Consider the following 12,821-nt stretch of genomic DNA (forward strand, 5'->3'; position numbering starts at 1 on the left):
CGGCCGCCCCGCCGGAGGCACCGCCCCCGCCCGGCAACCCGGCGGCGCCCGACGCGCCCCAGCCAGAGGCACCGCCGCAACCGGCCGAGCCCGGCCAACCTTCGGCCCCGCCGCCGGAGATCAGCCCGCCGGGTCCGGATATCGACTATCCCAGTCCGGGTGCCGACCCGGTGATCACGCCGGCCCCAGGCCAGCCGATCATGCACGCGTAAAGGAGAGTTTCATGAGCGATCGCGAACGCAGCCCCCATCCCGACAGCGATCCGGCAGCGGACAACGACACCCGCAGCGACATCGAGCAGGCCGTGCAGGCCCGTTCGGACGATGTCGAGCGGCTCGGGTCCAAGGTCGGCACCACCTCCCCGCTCGACCCGCCGGGCGAGTTCGCCGGCACCGCCGGCACCGGCGGCGTGGTCAAGAACCAGGATCTGACCCAGCAGTAATCGGCTACGTACCGCGTCGCTCAGGCGGCGCGGTACAGCCACTCCGCCGGCAGCCCCATGCGCCGGCACGCCTGCCCGGGGGGCGCGCTGCGGATCACCAGCCGGTCCGCCGCCACGCCCGCAGCCCGCACCAGCCGGGCACCGCCGCGCGGCAGGCCGGCTTCCGGGCCAAGCTCCAGAACCTCGCGCGCGCTCGTTGGCAGCAGATCGACGGCGGCGCGCAGCAGCAGCCGCTGCATCGGACGCAGCGCACGCGGGAACGCCGGCGCGTCCCGCATGATCGTCAGGAACTCGCGGATCTCGGGCGCGGCACGCAGCTTGGGCAGCTTGGCCGCGAGCATGGCGTCCCAGCCGGCCTCGCTGTCCGCCGTTCCGGTGGCCCCGAACAGCCGCGCCCCCGGCTGCGCTTCCCGCCAGAAGCGGTCGCGATCGGCTGCGTCCAGCGGGTGGACGAAGCGGTGGTAGGCCATCAGGAAGCCGTACGAGGCGGTCGCCTGCACCCAATCGAGCAGTTCGGGATCCATCGCCGCATAGGTCTGCCCTTCCCGCGTGGTGCCGCGCACGCGGGCGTGCTGGCGGCCCACCCCGGCGATCATCGCCTCGGCGACGCTGGCGGGCGCGTAGACCGTGACCATCGCGGCAAGCCCGGTGCGGCGCAGGCGCGTCACCGGATCGCTGCGAAAGCTGCTGTGCTCCCAGACGCCCGACCGCACGCGCGGCTCGCCGAGTTCGAGCAGCACCGCCGCCACGCCGCCGATGAACAGCGACACCGGGTTCTTGAACACCCGCCACGAGACCGAGTCGGCGGCGGCAAGCGCCGGCTCCCCGGCCGGGCGGCTGAAGTCGATTTGCGGCATGCCGTCGCCTGCAAACATCGAGGCACTTTCGCGCTCCAGACGGCGCTGGAGCGGCATGGGAAGCGAGAGAGCAGCGGCAGTCATGGCCCTTCGACGCGCAGATGCTGCGCGAGGTTCCCGGGCGCCCAGATCGGCAGCTGGGCCGTCCCGGACGCAACCTGTACCCCGGCAAAGGCCGGGGCCCAGTTGGGGGACGGGGGTGAAGGCCGCCCTCTCTGCCACCGTTGTGCTCCCGCGAAGGCGGGAGCCCAGGGTTCCGAACGCCGGCACCCGTTGTTCTGCTTGGCCCTGGTTTCCCGCCTGCGCGGGAATACGAGGATGGATCGGATGCGTGCGCGCGGCCTCACCCGTCCCCCAACTGGGCCCCGGCCTTCGCCGGGGTACAAGAGTGGCGGGGGGAAGTTCCCCCGCCCGTCCGAAGCGCCTTACCCCAGCGTCTTCTTCAGCAGCTCGTTCACCACCGCCGGATTGGCCTTGCCGCCCATCGCCTTCATCGTCTGGCCGACGAAGAAGCCGAACAGCTTGTCCTTGCCGCCGCGATAGTCGGCGACCTTGTCGGCGTTCTTCTCCATCACCTCGGCGATCACCGCCTCGATGGCGCCGGTGTCGCTGGTCTGCTTGAGCCCGCGCTCCTCGACGATCGTGCCGGCGCCCTCGCCGGTCTCCAGCATGATCTCGAACACCTGCTTGCCGAGCGTGTTGGAGATGGTGCCGTCAGCGATCAGGCCCAGCAGCTCGGCGCCCTGCGCAGGGGTCACCGGGCTCTCGCCGATGTCCTTGCCCAGGCGATTGAGCGCGCCGAACAGGTCGGAGATCAGCCAGTTCGCCGCGGCCTTGGCGACCTCGCTCTCGCTCTTCTTCTGGACCAGCGCGCTTTCGGCCAGCAGCGCCTCGAACCAGCGCGCCGTCTCCGCCTCGGCGGTCAGCACGGCGGCGTTGTAGGCGGACAGGCCCAGCGCCTGCTCGTAGCGCTGGCGCTTGGCGTCCGGCAGCTCGGGCAGTGACTGGCGGCATTCCTCCAGGAACGCGTCGTCCAGCACCAGCGGCAGAAGGTCCGGGTCCGGGAAGTAGCGATAGTCGTGCGCGTCTTCCTTGGACCGCATCGAACGGGTCACGCCCTTGTCGGGATCGAACAGCCGCGTCTCCTGGACGATGCGGCCGCCGTCCTCCAGCACCTCCACCTGACGCTTCGCCTCATACTCGATCGCCTGCATGACGAAGCGCACGGAGTTGACGTTCTTGGTCTCGGTCCGCGTGCCGAACGGCTCGCCGGGCTTGCGCACGCTGACGTTCACGTCGGCGCGCATGGAGCCTTCCTCCATGTTGCCGTCGCACGATCCGACATAGCGCAGGATCGTGCGCAGCTTGCGAACATAGGCGCCGGCCTCGGCGGGCGAGCGCATGTCCGGGCGGCTGACGATCTCCATCAGCGCCACGCCCGAGCGGTTGAGGTCGACATAGGAGCGCGTCGGGTGCTGGTCGTGCATCAGCTTGCCCGCGTCCTGCTCGACGTGGATGCGCTCGATGCCGATCTCCTTGGTCTCGGCGTCCGGATCCTTTTCGTCCAGGCTGATCAGCAACCGGCCCTCGCCCACCAGCGGGTGGTAGAGCTGGCTGATCTGATAGCCCTGCGGCAGATCGGCGTAGAAATAGTTCTTGCGATCGAAGCGCGACCATTTGTTGATCTGCGCGTCGATCGCCAGGCCGGTGCGCACCGCCTGGCGGATGCACTCCTTGTTGGGCGTCGGCAGCATGCCGGGCATGGCCGCATCGACCAGGCTGACCTGCGTGTTCGGCTCCGCACCGAACGCGGTCGCCGCGCCTGAGAACAGCTTGGCGTTGGAGGTCACCTGGGCGTGGACCTCCAGGCCGATCACGACTTCCCAGTCGCCGGTCGCGCCACGGATGCGGTAGGTGGACTCAGTCATTTTCGATGCGATCCGCTTCGGGGGTAATCAGAGGAACGGTTGGGAAATATTTCCGGTATCGATCAGAGTCGCGGGTCAAAATGGTAGCCCCCACGGACTCGGCATGACCGCCGACAAAGAAATCCGGCAGTACCGCCTTGGCTGTGAACGGCTGCTTGTTCTTTCGTCGTTGCTCCAGATAAGTTTGATAGGCCGCACCGGCGAGATACCCTGCCTCCACGCTCAGAGCCTCGGTGCGGATCAGCAGCGCGACCATGATCAAGTTGAAGTTCTCAAGCGACCCAACCCATGGCGCAGCCTCGCCGACCACCACAGGATTGACTACCAGATCAGCCCCATAGGCGGCGCGCTGCAGATTCACCGACGACCATTCGAACCACTGCGGATCGCGGTTGAACACGTCGATCAGCACATTGGAATCCACCAATATCACGGCTCGCGGTCACCCCGAACTTCACGCATATAGTCATCTGTACTCTGGCCGGTCGCGTACTTGCCCGCGAGAGCCGCGATAGCATCACGAACCCGCCGCATGCGCTCCTCACCCTCTGCCTGCGTAAAGCCCAGCGGCGTCACCACAACCTGTCCGCCATCGTTGACGGCGACTTTATAGGGTTGTCCAGGTACGAGCCCAACTGCGTCGCGCATCGCTTTCGGGATCAGAATCTGACCTTTGCTGGTCATCGTGCCTGTTTCGATATGGGTTGGCGCGTTCATCATCACTCTCCGGTGTTACTGACGTAACACCGTTAAGGTGGAATTGCCATCATTGTTCAGCGCCTTGAATCGAGCGCGTCCTCTGGTGCCGAGGATGCTCACCACCACGCCTCGGGACGTGCGGTGAAGCCGGCGCGCTCCTCGATGGCGAGGCCGGCGTTCAGCACGCCCTGCTCGTCGAGCGGCTTGCCGATCACCTGCAGGCCGAGCGGCAGGCCGCCCGCGTCCAGCCCGCCCGGCACGCTCATCGCCGGCAGGCCGGCGAGCGACGACGGCACGGTGAAGACGTCGTTCAGGTACATGGCGATCGGATCGTCCGACTTCTCGCCCAGCGCGAACGCCGCGGACGGCGCCGTCGGCGTGAGCAGCAGGTCGCACTGCGCCCATGCCTTTTCGAAGTCCTGCGCGATCAGCGTCCGCACCTTCTGCGCCTGCGTGTAATAGGCGTCGTAGAAGCCGGCCGACAGCACATAGGTGCCGATCATGATGCGGCGCTTCACCTCGTCGCCGAAGCCGGCGGCGCGGGTGGCGGCGTACATGTCCTGCAGGTTGGCACCCTCGGGCAGCTCGCGCTGGCCGTAGCGCACGCCGTCATAGCGCGCGAGGTTGGACGACGCCTCCGCCGGCGCGATGATGTAATAGGCCGGCAGCGCGTATTTGGTGTGCGGCAGCGACACCTCGACGATCTCGGCGCCCGCGTCCTTCAACCAGTCGATCCCCTGCTGCCAGAGCGCCTCGATCTCGGCCGGCATGTTGTCGACGCGATATTCCTTGGGGATCCCCACGCGCTTGCCGGCGAGGTTGGACGAAAGCCCCGCCTCCCACTTCGGCACGGCCAGGTCGAGCGAAGTCGAGTCCTTCACGTCGAAGCCCGACATCGCCTCCAGCATGATCGCGCAGTCGCGAACGTCGCGCGCCATCGGTCCCGCTTGGTCGAGCGACGACGCGAACGCGATCACGCCCCAGCGCGAGCAGCGGCCATAGGTCGGCTTGATGCCGCTGATGCCGGTGAAGGCGGCGGGCTGGCGGATCGAGCCGCCGGTGTCGGTGCCGGTCGCCGCCGGGCACAGCCGCGCCGCGATCGCCGACGAGCTGCCGCCCGACGAACCACCGGGTGCGAGCGGGGCATTGTCGCCGCCGCCGCGGCGCCACGGCGAGATCACATTGCCAAACGCCGAAGTCTCGTTGGACGAGCCCATCGCGAACTGGTCCATGTTGAGCTTGCCGAGCATGCCGGCGCCCGCGTCCCACAGCCGCTGCGACACGGTCGACTCATAGGTCGGCGTGAAGCCCTCCAGGATGTGGCTCGCCGCGGTGGACGTCACACCCTTGGTGCAGAACAGGTCCTTCATGCCGATCGGCACGCCGGCCAGCGGCTTGAGCGTCTCGCCGGCAGCGCGCGCGTCGTCCGCCTGCTTGGCGGCGGCGAGCGCATGGTCGGGCGTCTCCACCAGGAAGGCGTTGAGATCCTTGGCGCGCGACACCGCGGTTACGAACGCGTCGGCCACTTCGCGCGCGGAAAAGGCGCCGGAGCGCACGCCGTCGCGGATGCCGGCGACGGTCAGGTCGGTAAGCTCGGTCACTATTCGATCACCTTGGGCACGGTGAAAAAGCCATGTTCGGCCTGGGGGGCGTTGGCGAGCACCGCGTCGCGCACGTTACCGTCGGTGACGACGTCTTCGCGCAGGCGCAGCGTGTTCGGGATGACGGCGGTCATCGGCTCGACGGCAGAGGTATCCACCTCCCCCAGCTGCTCGATCCAGCCCAGGATGTTGCCGAGTTCGGGCGCCAGGCGCTCCGCCTCGGCATCGGTGATGGCGATGCGCGCGAGGCTCGCCACGCGCTTCACGGTTGCAGTGTCTACGGACATGGGTCCGCGGCTAGCATCCCCGCACCCCCGCCACAAGCGGGCGACAGCCTCTGCGCCACGCGGGCGGACGGTTGCGTAATGCGCATGCTTGCCGCACGGGAAGCCGGTTGCGTCGACCTCCTCGATGCTGCACTGCACAACGGAGAGCCCGCGTGGCGCGCAAATTCCTTTACGGAGTGGCAATTCTGGTCATGCTCGCGCTCGGCGGCACCTTTGCATTTCGGATGTTCGGCGCGGAACTCCTGCGCTGGAGCATGGTGCCGAGCGCGCGCTTCATGGACCAACCGGCGGCGGCGCCAGCGGCCTATGCCAATCCCGACATGTGGCTCGCGCGGCCGGGCACGCCGAACGACCCGGCGCGCTGGACGCCGCCCGGCATGGGCGTGCCGGCGCGGGCCGAGGCAGCGGTGTTCTTCATCCACCCGACCTCCTACCTCCGCAAGAACCAGTGGAACGCGCCGCTCGCCGACGAGGAGGCGAATGCGCGCGCTGCCCTGTTCCTGCGCGGCCAGGCGAGCGCCTTCAACGCCATGGGCGAGGTCTGGGCGCCGCGCTATCGCCAGGCGACGTTCGGCGCGTTCCTGACGACCGTGAGCGATGCCGAGCGCGCGCTCGACCTCGCCTATGCCGACGTGCTGCAGGCGTTCGATTCGTTCCTGACCCAGGTCGACCCGAACCGTCCGATCGTGCTTGCCGGGCATAGCCAGGGATCGTTGCACCTCACCCGCCTCCTGCACGATCGGGTCGCGGGCAAGCCGCTCGCCCGCCGCATCGTCGCCGCCTATGTCGTGGGCTGGCCGGTGTCGCGCACCGCCGACCTGCCGGCACTCGGCCTTCCCGAATGCACCGCGGCCGACCAGCCCGGCTGCATCCTGTCGTGGCAGGCCTTTGCCGAGCCCGCCGATCCGCGCCTGATCACCGACACCTTCGATGCGACCAACGGCTTCACCGGCGCCTCGCGCAAGGGCACGCCGCTCATCTGCACCAACCCGATCACCGGGACGCCGGGGGCGGACGCGCCGGCAAGTGCGAACCTCGGCACGCTGTTCCCGAACGCCAACCTCACCAACGCGACGCTGGAACCCGGCCGCGTGGCGGCGCGCTGCGACGGGCGCGGCTTCCTGCTGATCGGCGCAAGCCCGCCGGACGTCGGCAGTTACGTGCTGCCGGGCAACAACTATCACGTCTATGACTACAGCCTGTTCTGGGGCAGCGTGCGCGCCGACGCCGCGCGCCGCCTGAAGGCGTGGAAGGCCCGATGATCACCACCGACTCCGCCGCATTCCGCGCGGCACTACCCGACGGCGGCCGCCTGCTCGGCCTCGACGTCGGCACCAAGACGATCGGCACGGCCGCCTGCGACGCAGGCTGGAGCTTCGCGAGCCCGGCCGTGCTGATCCGTCGCACCAAGTTCACGAAGGACAAGGCCGCGCTGGCAGCACTGATCGCGGAGCGCCAGACGGTGGGCCTCGTCATCGGCCTGCCGCTCAACCTGGACGGCAGCGATTCGCCGCGTACCCAGTCGACCCGCGCCTTTGCCCGCAACCTCGACGACCTGGGCCAGCCGATCCTGCTGTGGGACGAGCGCTGGTCGACGGTCGCGGTGGAGCGCGTGCTGATCGAACAGGACATGAGCCGCGCCAAGCGCGCCGAGGCAGTGGACAAAATGGCCGCCGCGCATATCTTGCAGGCGGCAATCGACGCGCTGGTGAACAGCTGACGCGCACCCGCTCCTGCGCTATGGGGCGCCGAACACAGACAGGATGATAGTAATGGCTTCCCGCAGCAGCAGCTCCGCCCGCGACCTCAGCTGGCTTGTCGCGATCGACGGCGCCGCCGTCCTCGGCAGCTTCGCGCTTGCCTGCATGACCCCGTTCGCAGCGCTCGCGGCCGCTTCGGCGCTCACCCTTTCGCGCCGCGCCGGCATCATGGCGGTGCTGGGCGCATGGCTGCTCAACCAGATCATCGGCTTCGGCTTCCTCGGCTATCCGACCGATCCGATGACGATCCTGCGCGGCGTCGCGATCGCGGTGAGCACGCTCGCCGGCTTCGGCGTCGCCCATGCGGTGCGCGGCTCCACCGGCACGCTGTCGCTCGCGCGCATGATCGCTGCGATCGCCGGTGCGTTCGTCGCCTATGAAGTCGTGACCTACCTCACCGCGATGGTGCTGGGCGGGACGGAGAACTTCACCCCCGCCATCGTGTGGATGCTCGCCCGCAACGACGCGATGTGGTTCACCGGCCTGATGGCGCTCTACCTGGCGCTCACCGCCGGCGCGCCGTCGGTGTTCGGCCGCCGCCCGCAGCTGCGCCTCGCCTGAACCTCCCCCGTTCGCCTCGAGTAGGGATCGAGCTTGTCGAGAGCCCGTATCGAGAGGGGCGGCGTGCGCGACCTCTCGACACGCCGTCTCGACAAGCTCGACGGCTGCTCGAGGCGAACGGAACGGGATACGTCGGTCCAGCCTAGCTGACCTATAACCCTGCACGCCTTGCGCGTGCCCGCCGCGGGGATTAGGCGATCCCCTCGATGCACATTTCCGATCACAGCCCCGCCGCCCAGATCCCCGGGGGCGCGGTGTTTCCGCACCGCCACCTGACCGGCATCGAAGGCCTCCAGCCCCACGAGATTCTGTTCCTGCTCGACGAGGCGGAACAATGGGTGGAGGCGAACCGCAGCCGCGCCCAGAGCGACCGGCGGCTCGACGGCATCACCCAGATCAACGCCTTTTTCGAAAACTCGACCCGCACGCTGCTGTCGTTCGAGATCGCGGGCAAGCGGCTGGGTGCGGACGTCGTCAACATGCACGCCGCGCAATCGAGCGTGAAGAAGGGCGAGACGCTGATCGACACAGCCGTCACGTTGAACGCCATGCGCGCAGACGTGATCGTCATCCGCCATTCCGCTTCCGGAGCCGTCAAGCTGATCGCCGGCAAGGTCGACTGCCCCGTGCTCAACGCCGGCGACGGCTGGCACGAACACCCGACGCAGGCGCTGCTCGACGCGCTCACCATCCGCCGCCGCACCGGCGCGATCGCCCACCGCAAGGTCGTGATCTGCGGCGACATCCTCCACAGCCGCGTCGCACGCTCCAACATCCTGGCGCTCACCACGCTGGCCGCCGAAGTGCGCGTCGTCGCCCCCTCGACGCTGATGCCGGCGGAGATCGAGCGCATGGGCGTGACCCCCTTCACCGACTTCGACGCAGCCCTCGAAGGCGCCGAGGTGGTGATGATGCTCCGCCTCCAGAACGAGCGCATGAACGGCGGCTTCATTCCTTCCACCCGCGAGTATCACATGCGCTACGGCCTCACCTCCGAACGGCTCAAGCGCGCAGCGCCCGGCGCCCTCGTCATGCACCCCGGCCCGATGAACCGCGGCATCGAGATCACCTCCGAGGTCGCCGATGACCTGGAACGCTCGGCCATCACCGAGCAGGTCGAGATGGGCGTCGCCGTCCGCATGGCGTGCCTGGACGTGCTGACCCGGCGCTCGCGCGGCGTGGAGGGCTGGGCATGACCGTCGCCTTCGTCAACGCGACGCTCGTCTGCCCCGCCAACGGCGTCTCCACCGGCACGCTGCTGGTCGAGGGCGATCGCATCTCGGCAGTGGGCGACGTCGCCGTCCCCGAGGGTGCCGAGCGCATCGACGTGCGCGGCAAGCTGCTCGCCCCCGGCATCGTCGACCTGGGCGTGTTCGCGGTCGATCCGGCCGCCTTCCGCGCGGGCGGCATCGTCCGCATCGGCCTGATGCCCGACCAGTCGCCCGTGCTGGACGACCCCGGCATCGTCGAGCGCGCCGCCAAAGCGGGCAAGCCGGACATCTGGATCCACCCGATCGCCGCCGCCACCCGCGGGCTGGAGGGCACCGATCTCGCCGAAATGGCGATCAACGCCGGTGCCGGTGCGCGCGCGGTCGCGACCGGCCGCCGCTGGATCGGCGACTCGGGGGTGATGCGCAAGGTGCTGCGCTATGCCCGCGATTGCGGCCTGACGGTGATCGCCCATGCCGAGGACGGCGGGCTTGCCGGGGGCGCGGTGGCGACCGAAGGCGAGACCGCGAGCCGGCTCGGCCTCCCCGCCGCCCCCTCGATGGCCGAGGCGCTGGCGATCGCGCGCGACCTGATGCTGGTCGAGGAGACCGGCGCCGCGCTCCACTTCCGCCAGGTCACCACCGCCGCCGGCTTCGACCTCGTCCGCCGCGCCAAGGCGCGCGGGCTGCCGGTCACCTGCGGCATCACGCCCGCGCACCTGCTGCTGTCCGACAACACGCTCAACGACTATCGCACCTTTGCCCACCTCTCGCCGCCGCTGCGCTCGGAAAGCGACCGGCAGGCGGCGCTCTCCGCGGTCCGCGACGGGACGGTGGACGTGCTCTGCTCGGGCCACGACCCGCGCGGGCCGGAAGAGAAGCGCCTGCCCTTCACCGATTCGAGCGAAGGCATGGCCGGTGCCGAGACGCTGCTCGCCTTTGGCCTCGGGCTGGTCCGCGACGAGGTGCTCACGCTCGATCGCCTGTTCGCGCTGCTCGCCGTCAACCCGGCGCGCGTGCTCGGCATCGACACGGGCACGCTGGCCGCCGGCAGCCCCGCCGACCTGGTGATCGCGGACGCCGACGCCCCCTGGCTGATCTCGGCCGAGCGCATGGCGGCCAAGGCCGGCAACACGCCGTTCGACGGCCTGCCCGTGCAAGGCAAGGCATTGAAGGTAATGAAGGGCGGCCGGTTCCTGTAAGCGGTCGGCCGGTCAGCGGGCGGCGACCTGCCGCTCGCGAGCGGCCCAGGCGGCCACCCGATCGCCCGCCTCCGCGCGGACGAAGCAGCGTCCGCCCTGCGCGCGCAGCCGCTCGCACAGCGCCACCGCCTCCGACCGGGCGAAGCCGCCGACGGAGAGGCGGTAGAAGCGGTCCTCGCCGACCCGCGCCTCCACGCCAGACGGGGTGAGCCCTGCCAGCGCCCGATAGCGACGCCGCGCCGTCTCCCAAGCGTCTTGCGCCACGGCCGCATCCTCATGCGCGCCGAGCTGCACGTAATAGCGCCCCCGCGCGGGCGCGGCCGCTTCGATCGGCCGCGGCGCCTCCTGCGAAACCGCCACGCGCGCGGCAATCGGCTGCACGATCTCCTGGCGCGGTGCGAAGCGCACGCCACTGGCGGGGGTCGCGGCGGCTTGTTCCACCTCTACCGGCGCGGGCGCCTGCGCCACTGCGACCGGTGCCGCCGCAGCCGGGCGCACCAGCGCGAGCGCCAGCGGCTGCCCCGGATCGGCCACCGCCTCGGTACCCAGCAGCGTCGCCACCTGCTGCGAGGAGGTCGTCGGCTGCACGAACGCCATCCACTCGCGCATCCGCCGCTCGAGTTCGTCACCGGTCAGGTCGACGGCCGCCACGGCACGCGCCTCCGCCCAACGCCCGCCCAGCGCGAGCGCCAGCGCCAGGTTCTGCCGCGCGGTCGCGCTGGCGGCAGCGCCGCGCGCCTCCTCGCCGATCAGCACCGCGCCGCCGATCGGATCGCCCGCCAGCGCCAGCGCCAGCCCGCGATCCGCCGGCCTCAGAACCTCCGCATAGGTGGCAAGCGTTGCCCGCGCCGCGGTCCAGTCGCCGAGCGCCGTCTGTGCAAGCGCCAGGTCGAGCGCCGCGCGCGGCTCCCGCGGATCGAGCGCCAGCGCATCGCCCGCCGCCTGCGCGGCCGAGGCAAAGCGACCCGCCTGCAGATAGGCGTGCGCCAGCAGCGCGCGATGGGCGGGATCGGAAGGCGACAGCGCCACCAGCTGCTCGGCATGTTTCACGGCAGCCCAGCCGCGATGCTCCGCGATCGCGACCTCCGCCTTGTTGACGAGCTTGTCGATCCGCGACGGGCTGCGTGCGCCTGCGGCGTCGCTCGCCGCGGCCGGGTCGCCGGAGCCGCTGGTGCTGCATCCGGCTCCCAGCAACAGGGCAGTCGCACCCACGGAAAACAGGGCACGGCTCCTCAGCATTCCACCCCTGCCCCAGCCGCCTGCACGTCGCCCATTCCCGATCCCTTGATTGCGCGCGCAACCTGTCCCGTTTCCGGATAAGATTGGGTTAATGGAGGCGGCACGAGCATGCCCGCACGCGCACGCACGGAAGGCCCCTGAGGGTGGCGCCCGGGTGCACGCCGCGATAAGCGGGCAGCGACGCGGAAGGATGAAGACCATGCGAGCCAAGCTTTTTCTCGGGACCGCAGCCCTGCTGCTGCTCGGCCAGCCGGCATTTGCCGACGTCAAGGACGGGGTGGACGCCTGGACCCGCGGCGACTTCGCCCGGGCGGTGAAGGAATGGCGCGGCCCAGCGCTGAAGGGCGATCCGGATGCCCAGTTCAACCTGGCCCAGGCCTATAAGCTCGGCCGCGGTGTGCCCGCCGATCTCGCCCAGGCGGAGCAATGGTATGCCAAGGCAGCCGCCCAGGGCCATCCGCAGGCGGTGACCAATTATGGCCTGGCGCTGTTCCAGAACGGCCGCCGCCAGGAAGCGGTCAAGTGGCTCGAACAATCCGCCGCCCGCGGCGAGGCGCGTGCGCAGTTCGTGCTCGGCACCATGTTGTTCAACGGCGACGCCGTGTCGAAGGACTGGGTCCGCGCCTATGCGCTGATGACCCGCGCCTCCAGTTCGGGACTGCCGCAGGCGTCGCAGACGTTGGCGCAGATGGACAAGTACGTCTCGCTCCAGGATCGCCAGCGCGGCCTGGAGATGGCCCGCACCCTCGAGGCGCAGGCGGCACGCGCCCCGGTGACCGCCACCGCGGTCGCCGCGGCGGCCCCGGCCGCAGCCGTCACGCCTGCGCGCACCGCACCGGCGGCGTCCGCTCCGGCCGCACCCGTTCGGACCGCACCCGCGCCGGTACGCACCGCACCGGCCCCTGCCCCGGTGCGCGCGGCACCGGTGGCGCCGGCCGCGGCTCGCCTTGCGCTAGCGTCAGCGGAGCCCAGCCCTCGTCAGCGCTTCACCGGGAGGCAGGACTTGACCGCGGAGCAGGCGCGCGTGGCCTCTGCGC

General features: G+C 70.1%; 14 protein-coding genes and 1 pseudogene. 8 read left to right on the forward strand and 7 right to left on the reverse strand.

Translation table 11 applies throughout. The annotated features are described in order from the left end of the window. Positions 1-212, forward strand: a pseudogene (locus tag MHZ35_RS16790) (RcnB family protein); the annotation flags it as partial. 11 nt (positions 213-223) lie between these two features. Beyond that, on the forward strand, positions 224-442 hold the full coding sequence (locus MHZ35_RS16795) for a hypothetical protein (RefSeq protein WP_129340579.1): 219 nt from the start codon (positions 224-226) through the stop codon (positions 440-442). Positions 443-462: 20 nt separating this feature from the next. Here MHZ35_RS16795 and MHZ35_RS16800 read toward each other — a convergent pair whose 3' ends face one another. The 6 genes from MHZ35_RS16800 to gatC form a co-directional block, all read right to left on the reverse strand. Continuing rightward, on the reverse strand, positions 463-1,383 hold the full coding sequence (locus tag MHZ35_RS16800; RefSeq protein WP_239436692.1) for an oxygenase MpaB family protein: 921 nt from the start codon (positions 1,381-1,383) through the stop codon (positions 463-465). 341 nt (positions 1,384-1,724) lie between these two features. After that, positions 1,725-3,227, reverse strand: coding sequence for an Asp-tRNA(Asn)/Glu-tRNA(Gln) amidotransferase subunit GatB (gene gatB, locus MHZ35_RS16805; protein ID WP_239436693.1), 1,503 nt, complete (start codon positions 3,225-3,227; stop codon positions 1,725-1,727). Beyond that, positions 3,220-3,660 (reverse strand): type II toxin-antitoxin system VapC family toxin, encoded by a 441-nt coding sequence (locus MHZ35_RS16810; protein ID WP_446741072.1) that lies wholly within the window; start codon positions 3,658-3,660, stop codon positions 3,220-3,222. Before MHZ35_RS16810 ends, gatB begins: the two co-directional genes overlap by 8 nt. Then, the gene (locus MHZ35_RS16815) at positions 3,657-3,944 is read right to left on the reverse strand and encodes an AbrB/MazE/SpoVT family DNA-binding domain-containing protein (RefSeq protein ID WP_229362063.1); all 288 of its coding nucleotides are present in this window, start codon (positions 3,942-3,944) and stop codon (positions 3,657-3,659) included. The genes MHZ35_RS16810 and MHZ35_RS16815 overlap by 4 nt, the downstream gene beginning before the upstream one ends. Before the next feature lie 98 nt (positions 3,945-4,042). Further along, positions 4,043-5,527, reverse strand: coding sequence for an Asp-tRNA(Asn)/Glu-tRNA(Gln) amidotransferase subunit GatA (gene gatA / locus MHZ35_RS16820; RefSeq protein WP_125962275.1), 1,485 nt, complete (start codon positions 5,525-5,527; stop codon positions 4,043-4,045). Next, complete coding sequence (gatC, locus tag MHZ35_RS16825) at positions 5,527-5,814, reverse strand: Asp-tRNA(Asn)/Glu-tRNA(Gln) amidotransferase subunit GatC (RefSeq protein WP_125962276.1); 288 nt, start codon at positions 5,812-5,814, stop codon at positions 5,527-5,529. Before gatC ends, gatA begins: the two co-directional genes overlap by 1 nt. A gap of 152 nt (positions 5,815-5,966) precedes the next feature. On the opposite strand from gatC, the gene MHZ35_RS16830 reads away from it, so the two are divergent. From MHZ35_RS16830 to MHZ35_RS16850, 5 genes are all read left to right on the forward strand, one after another. Then, positions 5,967-7,076 (forward strand): DUF3089 domain-containing protein, encoded by a 1,110-nt coding sequence (locus MHZ35_RS16830; protein WP_239436695.1) that lies wholly within the window; start codon positions 5,967-5,969, stop codon positions 7,074-7,076. Next, positions 7,073-7,534 (forward strand): Holliday junction resolvase RuvX, encoded by a 462-nt coding sequence (ruvX, locus tag MHZ35_RS16835; protein WP_239436696.1) that lies wholly within the window; start codon positions 7,073-7,075, stop codon positions 7,532-7,534. Before MHZ35_RS16830 ends, ruvX begins: the two co-directional genes overlap by 4 nt. Positions 7,535-7,586: 52 nt before the next feature. After that, entirely contained in the window at positions 7,587-8,135 is a 549-nt protein-coding gene (locus tag MHZ35_RS16840) for a hypothetical protein (protein ID WP_239436697.1), read from the forward strand. A 206-nt stretch (positions 8,136-8,341) separates the two neighbouring features. Next, positions 8,342-9,331, forward strand: a complete 990-nt coding sequence (locus tag MHZ35_RS16845; RefSeq protein ID WP_239436698.1) for an aspartate carbamoyltransferase catalytic subunit — start codon at positions 8,342-8,344, stop codon at positions 9,329-9,331. Next, complete coding sequence (locus MHZ35_RS16850; protein ID WP_239436699.1) at positions 9,328-10,545, forward strand: dihydroorotase; 1,218 nt, start codon at positions 9,328-9,330, stop codon at positions 10,543-10,545. Before MHZ35_RS16845 ends, MHZ35_RS16850 begins: the two co-directional genes overlap by 4 nt. 12 nt (positions 10,546-10,557) lie before the next feature. On the opposite strand, the gene MHZ35_RS16855 is transcribed toward MHZ35_RS16850, so the two are convergent. Continuing rightward, positions 10,558-11,757, reverse strand: a complete 1,200-nt coding sequence (locus MHZ35_RS16855; protein ID WP_239436700.1) for an SPOR domain-containing protein — start codon at positions 11,755-11,757, stop codon at positions 10,558-10,560. A 226-nt stretch (positions 11,758-11,983) separates the two neighbouring features. On the opposite strand from MHZ35_RS16855, the gene MHZ35_RS16860 reads away from it, so the two are divergent. After that, on the forward strand, positions 11,984-12,821 hold an 838-nt coding region (locus MHZ35_RS16860), incomplete at its 3' end, for a tetratricopeptide repeat protein (protein ID WP_239436701.1).

It is taken from the genome of Sphingomonas sp. ACRSK, from assembly GCF_022346685.1.
Lineage (GTDB): Bacteria > Pseudomonadota > Alphaproteobacteria > Sphingomonadales > Sphingomonadaceae > Sphingomonas > Sphingomonas molluscorum.